The organism is Rhizobium nepotum 39/7, assembly GCF_000949865.1.
GTDB classification, from domain to species: Bacteria; Pseudomonadota; Alphaproteobacteria; order Rhizobiales; family Rhizobiaceae; genus Agrobacterium; species Agrobacterium nepotum.
In genome coordinates, this window is the sequence record NZ_JWJH01000007.1 from 242946 (window position 1) to 260527 (window position 17582).

At 58.9% G+C, this 17582-nt stretch carries 17 protein-coding genes; 6 read left to right on the forward strand and 11 right to left on the reverse strand.

Going from position 1 to position 17582, the window contains the following annotated elements:
- Position 1: 1 nt before the first annotated feature.
- Together RS75_RS09360 and RS75_RS09365 are read right to left on the reverse strand one after the other, a co-directional pair.
- Entirely contained in the window at positions 2-649 is a 648-nt protein-coding gene (locus RS75_RS09360) for a LysE family translocator (protein ID WP_045019857.1), read from the reverse strand.
- A 142-nt stretch (positions 650-791) separates the two neighbouring features.
- Positions 792-1646, reverse strand: coding sequence for an SDR family NAD(P)-dependent oxidoreductase (locus RS75_RS09365; protein ID WP_045019573.1), 855 nt, complete (start codon positions 1644-1646; stop codon positions 792-794).
- A gap of 300 nt (positions 1647-1946) precedes the next feature.
- On the opposite strand from RS75_RS09365, the gene RS75_RS09370 reads away from it, so the two are divergent.
- A complete protein-coding gene (locus tag RS75_RS09370) occupies positions 1947-3170 on the forward strand; it encodes an argininosuccinate synthase (RefSeq protein ID WP_045019859.1) in 1224 nt (407 codons plus the stop codon).
- A 57-nt stretch (positions 3171-3227) separates the two neighbouring features.
- On the opposite strand, the gene RS75_RS09375 is transcribed toward RS75_RS09370, so the two are convergent.
- The 3 genes from RS75_RS09375 to RS75_RS09385 all read right to left on the reverse strand — a co-directional run bounded on the left by RS75_RS09375 (position 3228) and on the right by RS75_RS09385 (position 5379).
- Positions 3228-4424, reverse strand: coding sequence for a multidrug effflux MFS transporter (locus RS75_RS09375; RefSeq protein WP_200893623.1), 1197 nt, complete (start codon positions 4422-4424; stop codon positions 3228-3230).
- Between the two features lie 5 nt (positions 4425-4429).
- Entirely contained in the window at positions 4430-4888 is a 459-nt protein-coding gene (locus RS75_RS09380) for a MarR family winged helix-turn-helix transcriptional regulator (protein WP_045019577.1), read from the reverse strand.
- A 134-nt stretch (positions 4889-5022) separates the two neighbouring features.
- A complete protein-coding gene (locus RS75_RS09385) occupies positions 5023-5379 on the reverse strand; it encodes a hypothetical protein (protein ID WP_234704238.1) in 357 nt (118 codons plus the stop codon).
- 245 nt (positions 5380-5624) lie between these two features.
- On the opposite strand from RS75_RS09385, the gene RS75_RS09390 reads away from it, so the two are divergent.
- The 4 genes from RS75_RS09390 (at position 5625) to ppa (ending at position 11091) form a co-directional block, all read left to right on the forward strand.
- Positions 5625-7685, forward strand: coding sequence for a M3 family metallopeptidase (locus RS75_RS09390; RefSeq protein WP_045019581.1), 2061 nt, complete (start codon positions 5625-5627; stop codon positions 7683-7685).
- Positions 7686-7835: 150 nt separating this feature from the next.
- Positions 7836-9656: a translational GTPase TypA gene (gene typA / locus RS75_RS09395; protein ID WP_045019583.1), complete on the forward strand. Its 1821-nt coding sequence runs from the start codon at positions 7836-7838 to the stop codon at positions 9654-9656.
- A gap of 215 nt (positions 9657-9871) precedes the next feature.
- Complete coding sequence (locus RS75_RS09400; RefSeq protein WP_045019585.1) at positions 9872-10378, forward strand: GNAT family N-acetyltransferase; 507 nt, start codon at positions 9872-9874, stop codon at positions 10376-10378.
- 179 nt (positions 10379-10557) lie between these two features.
- Entirely contained in the window at positions 10558-11091 is a 534-nt protein-coding gene (ppa, locus tag RS75_RS09405) for an inorganic diphosphatase (protein ID WP_045019588.1), read from the forward strand.
- 45 nt (positions 11092-11136) lie between these two features.
- Here the strand turns inward: ppa and RS75_RS26765 are convergent, their stop codons facing one another.
- Positions 11137-11448, reverse strand: coding sequence for a DUF167 domain-containing protein (locus tag RS75_RS26765; RefSeq protein ID WP_045019590.1), 312 nt, complete (start codon positions 11446-11448; stop codon positions 11137-11139).
- Positions 11445-11735 (reverse strand): YggT family protein, encoded by a 291-nt coding sequence (locus RS75_RS26770; protein ID WP_045019592.1) that lies wholly within the window; start codon positions 11733-11735, stop codon positions 11445-11447. Before RS75_RS26770 ends, RS75_RS26765 begins: the two co-directional genes overlap by 4 nt.
- A gap of 245 nt (positions 11736-11980) precedes the next feature.
- Between RS75_RS26770 and RS75_RS09420 the strand changes: the two genes are divergently transcribed.
- Positions 11981-13213 (forward strand): MFS transporter, encoded by a 1233-nt coding sequence (locus RS75_RS09420; RefSeq protein ID WP_045019594.1) that lies wholly within the window; start codon positions 11981-11983, stop codon positions 13211-13213.
- A gap of 12 nt (positions 13214-13225) precedes the next feature.
- Here the strand turns inward: RS75_RS09420 and RS75_RS09425 are convergent, their stop codons facing one another.
- Genes RS75_RS09425 through RS75_RS09440 form a run of 4 tightly spaced genes read right to left on the reverse strand, consistent with a single transcriptional unit; the run spans position 13226 to position 17519 of the window.
- Entirely contained in the window at positions 13226-13957 is a 732-nt protein-coding gene (locus RS75_RS09425; protein WP_045019595.1) for a glutamine amidotransferase, read from the reverse strand.
- Entirely contained in the window at positions 13947-14435 is a 489-nt protein-coding gene (locus RS75_RS09430) for a tellurite resistance TerB family protein (RefSeq protein ID WP_045019598.1), read from the reverse strand. Before RS75_RS09430 ends, RS75_RS09425 begins: the two co-directional genes overlap by 11 nt.
- Positions 14436-14449: 14 nt before the next feature.
- A complete protein-coding gene (locus tag RS75_RS09435; protein ID WP_045019600.1) occupies positions 14450-16066 on the reverse strand; it encodes a heme biosynthesis protein HemY in 1617 nt (538 codons plus the stop codon).
- A 4-nt stretch (positions 16067-16070) separates the two neighbouring features.
- Positions 16071-17519, reverse strand: a complete 1449-nt coding sequence (locus tag RS75_RS09440) for a COG4223 family protein (protein ID WP_045019602.1) — start codon at positions 17517-17519, stop codon at positions 16071-16073.
- Between the last annotated feature and the right edge of the window lie 63 nt (positions 17520-17582).

The following is a 17582-nucleotide window of genomic DNA, read 5'->3' on the forward strand; positions in this document are numbered from 1 at the left end:
GTCATCGCGTCTGCGTGAAGAAAATCTTGACGGCGAAAAGTGAAAAGACGCCGGCGATCGTATAGTCCAGCCCGCGCAGAACCTTCTTGTTGCGCTGCAGCCAGGCGGACAGGACGTCGGCAGCGACAACGATGCCGATACCGATCGGAAGGGCCACGATGATGGACCAGAGCCCGAGGAAAATCAGCTTGCCGGTGACGTGCGGATCGGATGCGCTGACGAATTGCGGCAGGAAGGTCATGAAAAAGATGATGACCTTCGGGTTCAGGAGATTGACCCAGATGCCGTTCAGCAACGCCGATTTCAGCGAGGATTGCGGTTTTTCACCCGTGGTCTTGACCATCACGAAATCCGAGCCCTTGCGGATCGCCTGAATGGCGAGCCAGACCAGATAGGCGGCCCCGCCGGTCTTCAGGATCAGGAAGGCAGTGGGTGAGGCAACGATGAGGGCGGCGACGCCGAAGGCGACCAGCATCGTATGCACGGTGATGCCGAGATTGGTTCCCACAAGGGTCATGAAACCCGCCGTCCGGCCCTCGCGTATTGACCGGCTGATCCACAGCGTCATGTCAGGCCCGGGCGTTACCGCCAGAAGCAGAATGGCGACGGTGAAGGCGGCAAGTGTTGGCAGGCTCGGAACGAAATCCATCGCGGCACCCATGAAGCTGGAGATTGCCGTTGCTTAACGCGATTTCGTGTTTCTGCCAATGTTTTTGAGCGTCGGCACATCGGCACGAAAACTAAAAACCGAATAGCCGCCGCAACTTTCAAAGCGCGGCGGCTCAGGGCAATCAGTTTTTGAGGAAGCTGGTGAAGGCGGAGGAATATTCCGTGTGCCAGCGTGACAGCGGCGGACGGTTCTCGACGATGTCGCCGGCGGCCCAGAGAATGCGTTTTTCATCCATCGGGCGGTCCACCTCGCCGTCGGGGCAGAGAATGTAGAAATCGCCCTTGCCGATGCTCTCGACCATGAAGTCGACGGTCTGTTCGCCGGTCCATGCCCCCGCGGGTTTTTCCGTCCTGCCATGGGCCGTCAGGCCGGTGAAGACGAAACCGGGGATCAGAAGATGGGCGGAAACCGTGCCGCCCGGAATATTGCGCAACTCGTGCTGGAGCGCTTCCGTGAAGGCTTTGACGCCGGCCTTCGAGACATTATAGGCCGGATCGCCAGGCGGGGTGGTGATGCCCTGTTTCGAGCCGGTATTGATGATGAGCGACGCCTCGCCATGGGCGACCATGCCCTGTCCGAATACCCGGCTGCCGTTCACGACACCCATCAGGTTGACGTTGATGATTTTTTCCCAATTGGCCTGCGGGCCGAAGATGGCGCTTCCCGGCTGGATGCCGGCATTGTTCATCAGGACGTGCACCCGCCCGAAGCGCTGGATGACGGCGCGCTCCAGTGCCTCCAGCTCATCGAGCTTCGATACGTCGGTCGGTATTGCGACGATCTGCGCCTCGCCGTCCTTTGCGATGGTCAGAATATCGGCGTGGGCTGCGGCGAGCCTGTCGCCGTCGAGATCGACGAGCACGACACTCATGCCGAAGCTGGCGAATTTCCGGGCGGCGGCCAGTCCGATGCCGGAGGCCGCGCCGGTGATGACGGCGACATTATCTTCCTTGAATGCTGGGTGGATGGTCGTCATAGGTTTCTCCTTCGCGTCGTTTTTCGCTGTTTCCAGCCTTTTGCAACGTTGCCTGAACCCTGAATGGCTTCATACACGGTCTTCAAGTTGATCGCGCCGCTCCATATTAAAGCGCGAAATCCCATAATGCATGTTACAATTCCTTCGTTCCAGTCATGATGACACCTTGCGGGCATTCGTTGTTTTGTCGCGCATCTTTTCCGAAAACCGCTTCACAGTTCTGGGGATGCACTGTAAAAGTGCCGAAATCCCAAGGAATGACGGTGTGCACATGCCGTCATCATGCAGATGGACATCATTATGGCACTCCCGAAAGACGTTAAGAAAGTCGTTCTCGCCTATTCCGGCGGCCTCGACACCTCGATCATCCTGAAGTGGCTTCAGACCGAACTTGGCGCGGAAGTCGTGACTTTCACCGCCGATCTCGGTCAGGGCGAAGAGCTCGAGCCGGCGCGTAAGAAGGCCGAGTTGCTGGGCATCAAGGAAATCTTCGTCGAGGACGTCCGCGAGGAGTTCGTGCGTGATTTCGTTTTCCCGATGTTCCGCGCGAACGCCGTTTATGAAGGCGTCTATCTGCTCGGCACCTCCATTGCCCGCCCACTGATTTCCAAGCACCTGATCGAGATCGCCAAGAAGACCGGCGCCGACGCCATTGCGCATGGTGCAACGGGCAAGGGCAACGACCAGGTTCGTTTCGAGCTTTCGGCCTATGCGCTGAACCCGGATATCAAGATCATCGCCCCCTGGCGCGACTGGACGTTCAAGAGCCGGACCGACCTGCTCAACTTTGCCGAACAGCACCAGATTCCGGTCGCCAAGGACAAGAAGGGCGAAGCGCCTTTCTCCGTCGACGCCAACCTGCTGCATTCCTCCTCCGAGGGCAAGGTTCTGGAAGACCCGGCTAAGGAAGCGCCGGAATATGTGCATATGCGCACCATTTCCCCGGAAGCGGCTCCGGACAAGGCAACCGTTATCAAGGTCGGTTTCCGCAAGGGCGACGCCTGCTCCATCAACGGCGTCGAAATGTCGCCCGCGACGCTTCTGGCGACGCTGAACAATTACGGCCGCGAAAACGGTATCGGCCGTCTCGATCTGGTCGAGAACCGCTTCGTCGGCATGAAGTCGCGCGGCGTTTACGAAACGCCCGGCGGTACGATCCTGCTTGCCGCGCATCGTGCGATCGAATCCATCACGCTCGACCGGGGTGCCGCGCATCTGAAGGACGATCTGATGCCGCGTTACGCCGAACTCATCTATTATGGCTTCTGGTACTCGCCCGAGCGCGAGATGCTTCAGGCCCTGATCGACAAGAGCCAGGAACATGTGGAAGGCGAAGTGACGCTGAAGCTCTACAAGGGCAATGTCATGGTGACCGGCCGCGAAAGCGAAAAGTCGCTCTACTCGGACGCGCTCGTCACTTTCGAGGATGACCACGGCGCTTACGACCAGAAGGATGCGGCTGGCTTCATCAAGCTCAACGCCCTGCGCCTGCGCACCCTGGCGAAGCGCAATCTCGGCAAGTAATTTCTGCCGAACCTCAAGTTAGGAAAACCCGCAGGTGGCAACGCTTGCGGGTTTTTTTCACGTCTCTTTTTTGGAGACGATGCGGAAGCCGATGTAGCTTGCGACCGCGATGAATTCCATCGCCGGAATGATGATGCCGAAGCCGGTCAGCGGCGAACCGATCAGGGATGCTGCCGCGCCGCCGGCAAAACCGGATCCCATCTGGATGAAGCCCATCATGGCCGATGCCGATCCGGCAATGTGCGGAAAGGGGGCGAGGGCGGCCGTCACCATCGAAGGGGTCAGCAAGGCGATTCCAACTGTCGCCACCGCCACCGGTCCCATGATGGAGAGGAACGATGGTGGCACCAGGAATACCGACAGCATGATGAGAAAACCGCCTGTGCCGGAAAAACAGAGGCCGAGCATGACCGAACGGCGGTCGCCCAGCCGGGGCGCAATATAACGCAAGGCGATCGATCCGAAGAAATAGGCGCCGGTCTGCATCAGCATGCCGACACCAAAGGCGGTGGGAGACATGCCGACTTCGTTTATGAGGATGAAGGTCAGCATGGTGGCCTGCGCATAAAGCGCGCCGATGGAGCCGCCGAGCACGAGGGCGGCCAGAAGAAAGCGTGGCTGCTTCACCAATGTGGCATAGGTCGCCAGAAGGCGGCGGGGTCGGATCATGTTTTTATCCGGGACCGTCGTTTCACGCAGAAAAAGCACGACGGACAGGATGGCGAGGGCTCCGAGGCCGACCATCAGGAAAAACACCGATTGCCAGCCGAAAGCCGCAAGCGAAAGCCCGCCAATCGTCGGACCCATGGCAGGGCCGACGGCGAGCATGATGCCGATGAGGTTCATGATGCTGGAGGCGTCGGTCCCGGTGAACTGGTCACGCACCACCGCGCGTGCGACCGTCATGCCCACGGATGCCCCGATGCCCTGTACCAGGCGCGCGAAAAGCAGCACTTCTATCGTCGGGGCCAGAAGGGCGAGCAATCCACCGCCCAGAAAGATCGAAAGAAAGAACAGGCTCGCCTTGCGTCGCCCGAAAGCATCGGATGCGGGGCCGGCAAGCAGCTGGGCCAGGGCGAAACCGGCAAAATAAAGCGACAGGCTGAGTTTTACAGCGGGCTCGGTCGTTGCGAAAACCCGCGTCAGTTCCGGCATGGCCGGCGTGTAGATCGACATGGAAATGGGCGCCAGCGCCGTCAGCACCGCGCCGAGCACCGCCGTGCGCTTTCTGGACATGATCGTTTTTGATGACATTGCTATCAGCCGCTCTGGCCCGGTTGCTCCGGTTGCAGATTGTTGCGAAGCGTCTGCAGGAATCTGCGGAAAAGCGCGACTTCTTCTTCGTTCAGCCCCTGTGTGGCCTGAAGAACGAGCTCGTCGATTTCCTTTCCGACGGCTTCCAGCATGTCAGCGGAGCTTTTCGTCAGCACGATGCGCTTGGAACGCCTGTCCAGGGGGTCCTGCTGGCGTTCGATGAGATCGAGAGACTGCAACTTGTCGAGATAGGCGCAGATCGTCATGGGTTCGATGCCGAGACGGGCGGCGATGTCCGACTGCTTCGAACCATCGACAACGGCAACCGTCAGTAACGCTCTTGCCTCGCCGGGGGTCAGGCCCAGTCCGGCTTCGGAAATACGGCGCTCAAACGCATTGTTCAGCAGGCGTGCGCCGCTGTTCAGCAGAAATGCCAATGAATCTTTTTCGCGTTTAATGCCCATGCTTCGCCTTTTTGTAAGTCAGCCTTACTAAAATCCGGACGATAAGCAATGGCGTATAAATCATATTTTCGAAAATCGAGTAAAGTATTCGGTCAGTTTGGTTGCGGGACATCCAACAATATTGTCTGCGATCGTCACGTCGAGGCAAAAAAAGACAGGATATCCTGCATTTTTTCCACGTCATCCGTCGTGCCGATGGAGCGGGCAATCTCGATCCGGTCGGAAAAATACGTCACGAAGTCGAAATCCGTATCGTCGGTCACGTCGGCAATGTCGATCACCTCGCCATTGGCATTCAGCGTCTGTGCCGGCAGTTCGGATGAAAGCTCAAGCCAGGTATCATGGCTGATTTTCCCCGTATTGTAATATTCATGTGCGATTTCCCGCAATTGCCGGGGACTGACACGGGTAAAGTCGATGCGTTCCACCGTTTCTTCGAAGCCGGTGGCCGTGTCGGACGGCGCTGCCTTGCCGAAATCGAGACTGCCCACGGATTTGGTATTTCTGGAATTGTCTCTAAAAAGGAAATTATTAGAGGACCTTAAAGAATAAATCTCCATAATACATATCTCCATCATGGGATATTATTGCGATAAATCAAAACATGCCGTTACCGTTCCGGTCAATACTTGGCGGCGGTAGCGCTTGCATATTCCACACTAAATTTCGGCATATTGAACTGGCGGTGGAGGCGTGCCCATATGGGCTTAAACTGGAATTGTACAAGGAAGATGAAATGCCATCCAAGACCGCGCTTTATCCTGCACTCGTCACTTGGAACGGTCACAACGGTCTGCCGAAATTCGAAGCGGTCAAGGATGAGGATTTTGGCCCGGCCTTCGAAGCCGCGCTTTTGTCCCACGAAGAGGAAATCGACACGATCGCCGGCAATCCGCAGGCGGCCACTTTCGAAAACACCGTGACCGCGCTTGAAATCGCAGGCGACGAGCTGTCGCGCATTTCGGCCCTGTTCTGGAACAGGGCGGGGGCCCACACCAATGGCGCCATTCAGGCGCTGGAGCGGGAAATCGCGCCTAAGATGTCACGGCACTATTCCAAGATCGGCATGAACGAGGCGCTGTTCAAACGCATCGACGCGTTGTGGGAAACGCGCGAGGCGCTGGGGCTGACAGGCGAGGAAAAACGCGTTCTTGAACGGCACTGGAAGGGTTTCGTGCGCTCCGGTGCAAAGTTGCAAAAGGACCGCCAGGAGCAGCTTGCGGCGATCAACGAGGAGCTTGCCGGTCTCGGCGCGAAATTCGGGCAGAATGTGCTGGCGGATGAAAAAAGCTGGAAGCTTCTGCTTTCCACTGACGACGAGCTTGCCGGCATTCCCGATTTTCTGCGCGACGCGATGGCGGGTGCTGCCCGCGAGCATGGCGAAGACGGCAAATTCGCCGTCACGCTTTCCCGTTCCATCATCGAGCCTTTCCTGACCTTTTCCGAACGCCGCGATTTGCGCGAGCAGGCTTTCAAGGCGTGGGTGGCGCGCGGCGAAAACAGCGGTGAGACCGACAATCGCGAGACCGTTCGCCGCACGCTGGAACTGCGTGAAGAAAAGGCAAAGCTTCTCGGTTATTCGAATTTCGCCACCTACAAGCTTGACGACACGATGGCGAAAACGCCGGATGCCGTGAACGGTCTTCTGGGTCAGGTCTGGGAAAAGGCCGTGCTGCGCGCGGGTGAGGAAGAGGCCGAACTTGCCGCCATCATCACGGAGGAGGGGAAGAACCACGAAGTTATGCCGTGGGACTGGCGCCACTATGCCGAAAAGCTGCGGGCGCAGAAATTCAGCTTCTCCGAGGCTGAATTGAAGCCCTATCTGCAACTGGAAAAGATCATAGAGGCCTGTTTCGATGTGGCTAACAGGCTTTTCGGAATTCGCGCCGTCGAGATCAAGAATGTCGCCGCCTATCACCCGGATGTGCGGGTTTTCGAAATCCGCGACGACAAGGGCGATCTGAAGGCCATGTTCCTCGGCGATTATTTCGCCCGTCCCTCCAAGCGTTCCGGCGCGTGGATGAGTTCGTTCCAGTCGCAGCACAAGCTGCCGCTGAAGAACGGCACTGTCGGCGAAATACCGATCGTCTACAATGTCTGCAATTTTGCAAAACCGGCCGAAGGCAAGCCCGCGCTGCTATCGCTTGATGATGCGCGCACGCTGTTTCACGAATTCGGTCATGCCCTGCACGGCATGTTGTCCAATGTCACCTATCCTTCCGTTTCCGGGACGGGTGTCTCTCGCGATTTCGTCGAGCTGCCGTCGCAGCTTTACGAGCATTGGCTGACCGTTCCGGAAATTCTGGAAAAATACGCCCTGCATTACGAAACCGGCGCGCCGATGCCGAAGGCGCTGCTGGACAAGGTTCTGGCGGCCCAGACCTTCAATGCCGGTTTCAGCACTGTCGAGTTCACCTCTTCGGCGATTGTCGACATGGCGTTCCACACAAGGGAAAGCGCGGGCGATCCCATGGTCGTGCAGGGCGAGGTGCTTTCCGCCCTGAACATGCCGAAGTCCATCGTCATGCGGCACGCGACGCCGCATTTCCAGCATGTGTTTTCCGGTGACGGATATTCGGCCGGTTATTATTCCTACATGTGGTCGGAGGTGCTGGATGCTGACGCGTTCTCTGCCTTCGAGGAAACAGGCAATGCCTTCGATGGTGAGATGGCGCGCAAGTTGAAAGACAATATCTACTCCGTTGGCGGTTCGATCGACCCGGAAGAGGCCTATCTCGCCTTTCGCGGCAAGATGCCGAGCCCCGACGCCATGCTTTTGAAGCGCGGTCTCGCGTAAAAAGCTGTCACATTTGTGAGCTAGAACCTGAGTGCAGGGGGCTTATGACACAGGCCCCCCTTTCGCATTTGCAAAAAAAAGGTTATGAGCGCGCCAAACTAAATTGGCGCATTCCCCGACAGTGGCGCCCAACCTCAGAGATTTTGAACAATGGCAATTCGCAACATCGCGATCATCGCGCACGTTGACCATGGAAAAACGACGCTCGTTGACGAGCTTCTGAAGCAGTCCGGTTCGTTCCGCGACAACCAGCGCGTTGCAGAGCGCGTGATGGACAGCAACGATCTCGAAAAGGAACGTGGCATCACCATTCTCGCCAAGGCGACCTCGGTGGAGTGGAAGGGTGTTCGCATCAACATCGTCGACACCCCCGGCCACGCCGACTTCGGCGGTGAAGTCGAGCGTATCCTGTCGATGGTGGATGGCGCGATCGTTCTGGTCGATAGTTCCGAAGGCCCGATGCCGCAGACCAAGTTCGTGGTCAGCAAGGCGCTGAAGGTCGGTCTTCGCCCGATCGTCGCGATCAACAAGATCGACCGTCCGGATGGCCGCCATGAAGAAGTCATCAACGAAGTCTTCGACCTCTTCGCAAACCTCGACGCCACCGACGAGCAGCTCGACTTCCCGATCCTCTACGGTTCCGGCCGTGACGGCTGGATGAACGTCAACCCGGAAGGCCCGAAGGATCAGGGTCTTGCACCGCTGCTCGATCTGGTTCTCGAACATGTTCCGGAGCCCAAGGTCGAAGAAGGTCCGTTCCGTCTGATCGGCACGATCCTCGAAGCCAATCCCTTCCTCGGCCGCATCATCACCGGCCGCATCGCTTCCGGTTCGATCAAGCCGAACCAGGCCGTAAAGGTACTCGGCCAGGACGGCAAGCTGATCGAAAACGGTCGTATTTCCAAGATCCTCGCATTCCGCGGTATCGAACGCACGGCAATCGAGGAAGCCCATGCGGGCGACATCGTCGCCATCGCCGGCCTTTCGAAGGGCACTGTTGCCGATACCTTCTGTGATCCCTCCGTCACCGAGGCGATGACCGCACAGCCGATCGATCCGCCGACCGTCACCATGTCGTTCATCGTCAACGACAGCCCGCTGGCTGGCACCGAAGGCGACAAGGTCACGAGCCGCGTCATCCGCGACCGCCTGTTCAAGGAAGCCGAAGGCAACGTCGCGCTGAAGATCGAAGAGGCTGAAGGCAAGGATTCGTTCTTCGTTTCCGGCCGTGGCGAATTGCAGCTCGCCGTTCTGATCGAAACGATGCGTCGCGAAGGCTTCGAGCTTGCCGTTTCGCGTCCGCGCGTCGTGATGCATAAGGACGAGAACGGCACTCTTATGGAGCCGATCGAAGAAGTCGTGATCGACGTCGATGAAGAGCATTCCGGCGTCGTCGTTCAGAAGATGTCCGAGCGCAAGGCTGAAATGGCCGAGCTTCGTCCTTCCGGCGGCAATCGCGTTCGTCTGAAGTTCTACGCACCGACCCGCGGCCTGATCGGCTACCAGTCGGAGCTTTTGACCGACACGCGCGGCACGGCGATCATGAACCGTCTGTTCCACGACTATCAGCCTTTCAAGGGCCAGATCGCAGGTCGCGTCAACGGCGTTCTGCTGTCGAACGGTTCGGGCGAAGCCGTCGCCTACGCCATGTTCAACCTGGAAGATCGCGGCCCGATGATTATCGAGCCGGGTGAAAAGGTTTACGCCGGCATGATCATCGGTATTCACACGCGCGACAACGATCTCGAAGTGAACGTGCTGAAGGGCAAGCAGCTGACCAACATCCGTGCCGCCGGCAAGGATGAAGCGGTAAAGCTGACGCCGCCGATCCGCATGACGCTCGATCGCGCTCTTTCCTGGATCCAGGAAGACGAGTTGATGGAAGTGACGCCGAAGTCGATCCGCCTGCGCAAGATGTTCCTCGACGCCAACGATCGCAAGCGTTTCGAAAAGTCGAAGCTCGCAGTCTGATTGCTGCTTCCCATCATGAATTTGGAAAAACCCGGCCTCGAGCCGGGTTTTTTATGCGCATGTTTTTATTTGTGCATGAGTCGAAAGACTCTTGTGTCAAAGGTTAAGGATGCGTTAATTTTTTCCGGTCGTCCACATGAATAGGCTGTGGGTAAGCTTGCCGACGTTAACCTTTATGGCTGGCAAGTTTCCACGGCCGGGGCCAGAATCGCGTTATGAAAACGTTATCCATAGATGTTCGCCGAGCCGAACCGCAAGATGCGCGCGCTATATCCGAAGCGCACCGTCTGTCGTGGCAACAGGCCTATGCCGGGCTCATTCCGCACCGTCCATTGACGCAGATGCTGGAGCGCCGCGGCGAAATCTGGTGGAAGAAGGCGACCCGGGGTTCCGCAACCATGCTGGTCGTGGAAGTGGCCGGAGTGGTTGCTGGATACGCGACGCTGGGCTTAAGCCGGGCGCGTGGGCTGCCGCATGACGGCGAGATTTACGAACTTTATCTCCGGCCGGAATATCAGGGCATCGGGCTTGGCTCCCTGCTGTTCACGGAGGCCCGCCGATTGCTAACCTCGCTCGGCTGCAACGGCGTCGTCGTCTGGTGCCTCGAAGACAGCGACGTCGCCAATCGGTTTTTCCGTTCGCATGGCGGCCGGGATATTGCCGAGGGCATGGAAGATTTCGGCGGCAGGTCGCTGCGCAAGGTCGGTTTCGTCTGGAACTGACCAGGGGTTCGTTCCAGAACCGGGTGATTTCGTGCCGGTTTCATTTTTTCCGGTCGGTCATTCGCAATCTCGATACCCTCAAATCCGGCATTCTGCCTTATCCGCCCAAAGCCGTGTTGCAATGCGGCGACTTTCCCAGTATCGAAAACCAAATCCAACCCGTCGAATGAGGGAAGCGAATGCGTATCGATGCAATTTCCATAGGCAAAAATCCGCCGGAAGACGTGAATGTTATTGTCGAGGTGCCGGTTGGCGGCCAGCCGATCAAGTACGAGATGGACAAGGACGCCGGTGCGCTGATCGTCGATCGCTTCCTCTACACCCCGATGACCTATCCGGGTAACTACGGCTTCGTGCCGCACACGCTTTCCGATGATGGCGACCCGATCGACGTTCTCATCTGCAACACCCGCCCGCTGGTTCCCGGCTGCGTGATCAACGTCCGCCCCATCGGCGTGATGATCATGGAAGACGACGGCGGCAAGGATGAGAAAATCCTCGCCGTGCCGGTTCCGAAGCTGACGCGTCGTTACGACAAGGTTCACAACTACACGGACCTGCCGGAAATCACACTGAAGCAGATTGAGCACTTCTTCGAGCACTACAAGGATCTGGAACCCGGCAAGTGGGTGAAGATGGGTGGCTGGCAGAATGTCGACGTTGCCAAGAAGCTGATCGTCGAAGCTATCGAGCGCTACAAGACGCAGGGCTGATCTGCCTGAATTGTTCGAGCATCGGGCTCTTTTCGGTCCGATGCTTCAGACTTCCAGCTTTTTCAAAAGCTTTTCGAAATCCTCCGGGTCGGTGTCGATACGGAGGATTTTTTTACGCGCTGTTTCGCCTGAAATGAAGGTGATGGAAGATTTGGAAAGCCTTAGTTTTTTCGCCAGCAAAACAATCAGGGCCTTGTTCGCCTTGCCGTCTTCAGGCACCGCGCTGACGCGGGCTTTCAGATGTGCGTTTCCGTCCGCATCCTGCTCCACAACGTCGATCGCATCACGCCCGCCATTCGGCGTGAGGCGAACGGACAGGCGGATGTGATCGCCGTGTTTTTGCCAGACGCCGCTCAAGCGAACATGGGATAGAGCGTATTCCACATGAATGAGCGGATGAAGAAGATGATGAGCAGCAGGACGATCGGCGAAATGTCGATGCCGCCGAGATTGGGCAGAATGCGGCGGATGGGGCGCAGCAGGGGCTCCGTGATATTTACCAGAAAGCTGCCGATGGCGTTCACGAACTGGTTGCGGGAGTTGATGACGTTGAAGGCGTAAAGCCAGGAAAAAATGGCGCTGGCGATCAGCACCCACGTATAGAGGTTCAAAGCCAGATCGACGGTCTGAAACAGGGCAAGCATCAATATCTCCGTATCTTGATTGCAAGACATTTAGACATTCGCTGGTGAACCGGCAAGTGTCGCGCCAGATCGTAATGATCTTTAGACTGATCGACGTCGGATCGCCACGATCCGACGGGTGGGTTGCGGCGGTATTTAAGACGAAACCGCTCACAGTTTTCGCCATCCCGCTGAAGGAGGGCTGGCGGTCGCCATCATATCCCTCTATTGCAAAGTTCTCATATTGTCTCGAGAGCACCCAGCCGATGTCCCTGCCTTCTGCCGAAAACCGTTTCGGTGCATTCCGACATAGTTCCTATCGCCGGTTTTTCAGCGCCAGGTTTTTTTCGGCCTTCGGCATCCAGATCGTCAGCGTTTCCGTCGGCTGGCAGATGTATGAGGTCACCGGCAACGCTTTTTATCTCGGCTTGATCGGCCTTTTCCAGTTTCTGCCGTCGCTGCTTTTGATCCTCGTCACGGGCACGGTGGCGGACAGGCATAATCGCCGGCGCATCATGTCCGTATGTCTTCTGATTGCCGCCGGTTGCGCCGCAGCCCTGCTTGGCTTGACGGTGGCGGACAGCTTTTCTCCCTGGCCGGTCTTTGCCATTCTCGTCGTGTTCGGCATAGAGCGGGCGTTCATGGGGCCGGCGGTTCAGTCGCTTGCGCCCAATCTCGTGCCCGTCGAGGATTTGCCGAATGCGATTGCCTGGAATTCCTCTTCCTGGCAACTGGCGTCGATTCTCGGTCCCGTCGCTGGCGGCCTGCTTTACGGTCTTGGCGCTTCTGTGGCCTATAGCGTAGCGTTCGTGCTTTTCATCGTTTCGGCGATGCTGGCGGTGACGATCCGCAAACCGGAACAGCGCGGCCCGGCGAAAGCGGTCAGTCTCGAAAGCATGCTTGCCGGGTTCAAATTCATCTCACGGGAAAAAGTGGTTCTTGGCGCCATTTCGCTCGATCTTTTTGCCGTCCTGCTGGGCGGCGCCGTCGCTTTGATGCCGATTTTCGCCAAGGAGGTGCTGACGCTCGGGCCATGGGGCCTCGGGCTTCTGCGTGCGGCACCCGGTATCGGCGCCATCACCGTTGCGGTCATTCTGGCGTTCAAACCCATCCGTCACCATGCTGGCCTGCTGATGTTCGTCGGCGTCGGGTTTTTCGGCATTTCCACCGTGGTTTTCGGGCTTTCCGAAACCGCCTGGGTGTCGATTGCCGCATTGGTGGTCATGGGCGCATCGGACATGGTGTCCGTTTATGTGCGGGAAACGCTGATTGCGCTCTGGACGCCGGATGAGGTGCGCGGGCGCGTGAATGCGGTGAACAGCGTGTTTGTCGGTGCCTCCAACGAGCTGGGCGAGTTCCGCGCCGGCACCATGGCCCATGTCGTCGGAGCCGTGCCGGCCGTCGTTATCGGCGGGGCAGGCACGCTTGCGGTCGCGGTCATCTGGGCGCTCGGCTTTTCGAAGCTGCGCAGGATCGACAATCTCGACGCGCCGAACTGACGCCGACGGGTATCAGCGCTGCGCTTTGCCTTCAAAAACGACATCGAGAAAATTGCCGAGCCATGAGCGGAGAGGCGTGTCGAACAACATGCGCCCCTCCAGATGCTGGCTGCCGACCTGCGCATTGGGCATGCCGAAACGCTGTGCGCCGCGCACCACCCAGCTGTGCATCATGGCGCGGGTCAATTCGGCATGAAATTGCAGGCCCCAGGCGTTTTTTCCGTATCGGTAAGCCTGATTGGGGTAGGTTTCGCCCGATGCCAAAAGCTCGGCTCCTCGTGGTAGCTCGAAGCCTTCGCGGTGGAAATGATAGACCATCTTGGGCCAATGCGGCATCAAAAGCCGCCCGTGCTCGGTGGCATGAAGCGGATACCAGCCGATCTCCACCTTGCCTTCCCTATCGGCCTCGACCTTGCCACCTAAATGCTTGGACAGCATTTGCGCGCCGAGACAGATGCCGAGAAAGGGCTTGTTTTCCTTCAGCGGCACCTTCAGCCAGTCAATTTCGGCTTTGACATAATCATGCGGGTCATTGGCGCTCATCGGGCCGCCGAAGATGATGGCGCCCGCATGTTTTTCCAACGTTTGCGGCAGATCGTCGCCGAGCGCGGGGCGCCTTATATCCAGACGATAGCCTTTTTCCACCAGTATCTGGCCGACGCGGCCGGGCGTGGAGCGTTCCTGATGCAGGACGACGAGCAGTGAGGGTTGTTTGCTCTGTTGCCTGGAAGGGTCAAACAGCATCGTCTTCGTTTTCGCTTTCTTCAGCGGGTCCGGACCTCGTGGCGGCCTGCTGACGTTGCAGAACCCTGTCGCGTACGGAAACACCGAGCAGATCGGCGACACGCCAAATCACATGGTCTTCCATTTCGCTTCGTTCGCCGTCAGCGTAAACAATATCCCAGAGTATGCCAATAAGCTCCACGCGCTGATCTTCATCGAGATGGCGGCGGATATCGGTGGTGAAGCGGTAATAGTCGACGGCTTCCTTGCCCGCCTCCTGGCCGGCAGCAAGAAGCGCATCCAGCTTGCCGGCGTCGAGATGGTAATAGTCGTGGAGGATTTCGCGAAGACGGTCACGCTCGCTTTTCGAGACCGTGCCGTCCGCCTCCATCACCTGAAAGCAGAGGGCGGCGACCGCCACCCTCAGATCATCCGGGCTGAATTCATCCGAGTGCTGGCCGACGAGGTTCTGAATAAACGACTGTATTTGGTTGAACATCGATAGCCTGTTCGTCAGAAGAGTTTTAAGCGGGTTTTCGGTTCAGCTTCAACGCCGGGCTTCTTGACGCCGGGATCATCCGGCGCGCCGCCGAAAAAGGGAACCGGTTCCGCCTTAACATCCGCTGCGTCCGCTTCCTCCGGCGTCTCGATCGGTATCGGTTTTCTTTCCTTAGGAGCGGATGCGACGGGCTTGACCTCGATTGGCGCGGTCGGTGCGGGCTTCTTCACCACAACGGGCTCGGCTGCTGCTTCGACAATGATCGCCGCCGGAGCCGGTTCTGCCCTTGCGGGGGCGGCGGCAATTGCGTTTTCGATCGTCAGGTCCTCGACGGGACCTTCCAGCTGGCCGAAAGGCGCCTTCCACTCGAAAGCGTCGAGGCGGCCGGTGACGGGCGAAACGGGCAGCCATTTTTCCGAAACGATGCTATCGGCCACCCAGGCCGGATCTCGCGGTGCGCGCAATGCCTGCGCCATCCAGTAACGCACCCGTCCCTGATCGCCGGTTTCGGCTTCCTCGATATCGGCCATCAGCAGGAAGATGCTTTCGCGCGGCTCGATCCGGGCGGCTGCCTCCGCCTTGGCCCGCGCCTTGGCGAATTCCTTGGCGTCGAGCGCTGCCTGCGCTACGGCAAACAGGGATTCGATGTTGTTGGGTTTCAGGCTTTCCAGCCGTTCGGCGCGTTTCAGCCGGTCTATGGCCGTATCGCCGCTGCGCGCTCGCACGTAAAGCTCGGCGATCTGCGGATGCGGATCGCTCTTCCAGACCGGCTCGAGGACGGCTGCGGCCTTGCGCAGATTGTCTTCGCGCAGATAGGACTTTGCCGCGATGAGTGCTGCGGGCACAAGGCCCTTCGCGAGCTTGAGGGCATGCTTGGCATCCTCGCGCGCACCAACCGGATCGCTTTCCAGCTTCTCGCCGGCCTTTGCGGTCAGGAGCACCGCTTTCAGCCGTTCCCCTTCGCCACGTTCGATGACGCTGGCCGCCTTCTGCTGGTCGAGAAGACGGATAGCGTCATCCCACTGTCCGTTGCGGCAGCGGTTTTCCAGCGTCGCCTGTGCTGCCCAGGGCAGATAAGGGGCTTTTTCCGCAGCATCCTCGGCATATTGCTGGGCCGCCTCATAGGCTCCCTGGCGCCGTGCCTCGATATAGAGGCCGCGAAGGCCGAGTTCGCGGGTCTCGGGATCGCGGGCCATCGCCTCGAATTTGCGCCGCGCCTCGTCATATTTGCCTTCGATGAGGTCCGCCTGCGCGTCGAGCAGGTGGATCAGCGGCTCCTGATCGGCACTGAGCAGCCCTTGCGTGCGGGCCGTCATCTTGCGGGCGAGAATGGCGTTTCCGGCGCCAGCAGCGATGAGGCCGGTGGAGAGCGCCTGATAACCACGGTCGCGCTTGCGGGCGCGAAAATAACGCCGGGCGGCGTTCGGCGATGTCCATATGGCGTTGACGATCCACCAGACCAGCATGACGGCGGCAACCAGCGCCGCAATGATGGAGGCGGCGACCATCAGGCTCATTTCGATCAACTGGCCCTGCCAGACGACGGAAAGCACGCCCGGCCTGTCCGCCAGCCAGGAAAAACCGAAACCGAGCGCCAGAACGATAACGGCGAAAGTCAGAATTCTGGTCATGCCCTTACCCCTGCCTGCCCGTGCTGGTGATGGCACGGTTCAACGTGCCTCCGACCAGGTTTTCGACCTCGATGCGCGCATCCAGAGATTTTTTATAATCGGCGGATGCTGTCCTGGCGGCCTCGGGAAGCCCGTTCCATTCGAGCGCCGCACCTTGCAGATCGCCGTTGCGCAGCTTGTTTTCCATGCGCGCGATCATGGCGTCGGGGGTCTCGCCTTCGATGTTTCCGACCGGGCGGACCTTCACCAGCGAAAAGGCGCTTTCCGTCAGGCGCTCAACGATGCCCTGATTGGGGTCGGGCTGATTGATGGCTGATAGCATCGCGTTGGCGACATCAGGGAATTTCTGCATCAGCTCCGAACGTGACGGCACGCCGGTTGCGGCAAAGGATTGCAACGATGCGATGGCCGGATCGTCGGGGATGACTTTCGAGAGCGTATCCAGTTCGGTCAGGAACGGCCCGCCACGATCGATCGCGGCCTTGAGCCCAGCGGAGGCGATAGCGCGAGCGACTTCGATATCGTCGCGCGGTTCGTTGATCTTGGTTTCCGCGTCAGTAAGGCGACGCGTCAGTTCGGCTGTTGCCGAGGCCTGCGCGGACCGTTCCGACTGAAGGGTGGATTCCAGCGTTGCTATTTTTTCCGAAAGCGCATCCACCTGCGGGGCCTCACCCTTTGTGCCCTCGAGGGTGGCGATGCGTTGTTCCAGCGCCGAAGTGTCGCCGGTGCTGGCCGGAACATTGGCGAGTTGCTGGCGCAGGCTACCGAGATCTGTTTTCAGTGCGGCGATCTCATCGCTTCCAGCCCTGCCTGCATTGAACGAGGGCAGGATGCCGGCATATTGCATGCTGCCGGCGGCGGCGAGCGCCACGAGACCACCGACGATACCCGCCGCGATCAGGCCGGAGGTTGCCGCCTGTTTGCGCTCGGCTTGCTGCGGTGTGGAGGGCTTGGCCGGCCCCGATGACGAGGAGCCGGTCGAGGGTTTCGCACCGGCGGCAGTGCTTCCGGAAGCGAAAGAAGACGAAGATGTGGACGCAAAAGGCTTTGCGCCTGCGGCAGTGGCGGAAGCGGCGCTCGTCTCAGTGGTGCCTGTCGACGGTTTCGCATCGGTTTTTGGCGGAATGGGCGTCGGCGAAACGGCTTCGGTCTGCTTTTCCACCTGCGGCTTGCCGGCTGCGGGTTCCGCCTTGTGGACGTTCGGTTCGGGCTCGATTGGGGTTTTGCGCGGCTGGTCCCAGATCGGGGCGGGGTTGGCCGTTTCGGCTGCCGCTGGCTTGTGTTCCGGAACGCTCGGTTCTGGGGCTGCGGCCGGCGACTTGTCACCGGACTTTTCGTCAGTCTTGGCAGTATCCAAGTCGGCGGAAATTGCTTTCACGTCTTTTGCGTCCAGGTCGATGGTGACCGGTTCGGCTTTGGATTTGGAGTGGCGTGGCGGCTTTCCCGATACCATGACAACCTCATTTCTGCCTGCAATAGTCTAAACCTAGTCAGTGACGGCGGCAAAGGAAAGAGG

Bases quoted from the DNA above. Each gene is read 5' to 3' on its own strand.
- RS75_RS09360 (WP_045019857.1), bottom strand. From the start codon at position 649: ATGGATTTCGTTCCGAGCCTGCCAACACTTGCCGCCTTCACCGTCGCC.
- RS75_RS09365 (WP_045019573.1), bottom strand. From the start codon at position 1,646: ATGACGACCATCCACCCAGCATTCAAGGAAGATAATGTCGCCGTCATC.
- RS75_RS09370 (WP_045019859.1), top strand. From the start codon at position 1,947: ATGGCACTCCCGAAAGACGTTAAGAAAGTCGTTCTCGCCTATTCCGGC.
- RS75_RS09375 (WP_200893623.1), bottom strand. From the start codon at position 4,424: ATGTCATCAAAAACGATCATGTCCAGAAAGCGCACGGCGGTGCTCGGC.
- RS75_RS09380 (WP_045019577.1), bottom strand. From the start codon at position 4,888: ATGGGCATTAAACGCGAAAAAGATTCATTGGCATTTCTGCTGAACAGC.
- RS75_RS09390 (WP_045019581.1), top strand. From the start codon at position 5,625: ATGCCATCCAAGACCGCGCTTTATCCTGCACTCGTCACTTGGAACGGT.
- typA (WP_045019583.1), top strand. From the start codon at position 7,836: ATGGCAATTCGCAACATCGCGATCATCGCGCACGTTGACCATGGAAAA.
- RS75_RS09400 (WP_045019585.1), top strand. From the start codon at position 9,872: ATGAAAACGTTATCCATAGATGTTCGCCGAGCCGAACCGCAAGATGCG.
- ppa (WP_045019588.1), top strand. From the start codon at position 10,558: ATGCGTATCGATGCAATTTCCATAGGCAAAAATCCGCCGGAAGACGTG.
- RS75_RS26770 (WP_045019592.1), bottom strand. From the start codon at position 11,735: ATGCTTGCCCTGTTTCAGACCGTCGATCTGGCTTTGAACCTCTATACG.
- RS75_RS09420 (WP_045019594.1), top strand. From the start codon at position 11,981: ATGTCCCTGCCTTCTGCCGAAAACCGTTTCGGTGCATTCCGACATAGT.
- RS75_RS09425 (WP_045019595.1), bottom strand. From the start codon at position 13,957: ATGCTGTTTGACCCTTCCAGGCAACAGAGCAAACAACCCTCACTGCTC.
- RS75_RS09430 (WP_045019598.1), bottom strand. From the start codon at position 14,435: ATGTTCAACCAAATACAGTCGTTTATTCAGAACCTCGTCGGCCAGCAC.
- RS75_RS09435 (WP_045019600.1), bottom strand. From the start codon at position 16,066: ATGACCAGAATTCTGACTTTCGCCGTTATCGTTCTGGCGCTCGGTTTC.
- RS75_RS09440 (WP_045019602.1), bottom strand. From the start codon at position 17,519: ATGGTATCGGGAAAGCCGCCACGCCACTCCAAATCCAAAGCCGAACCG.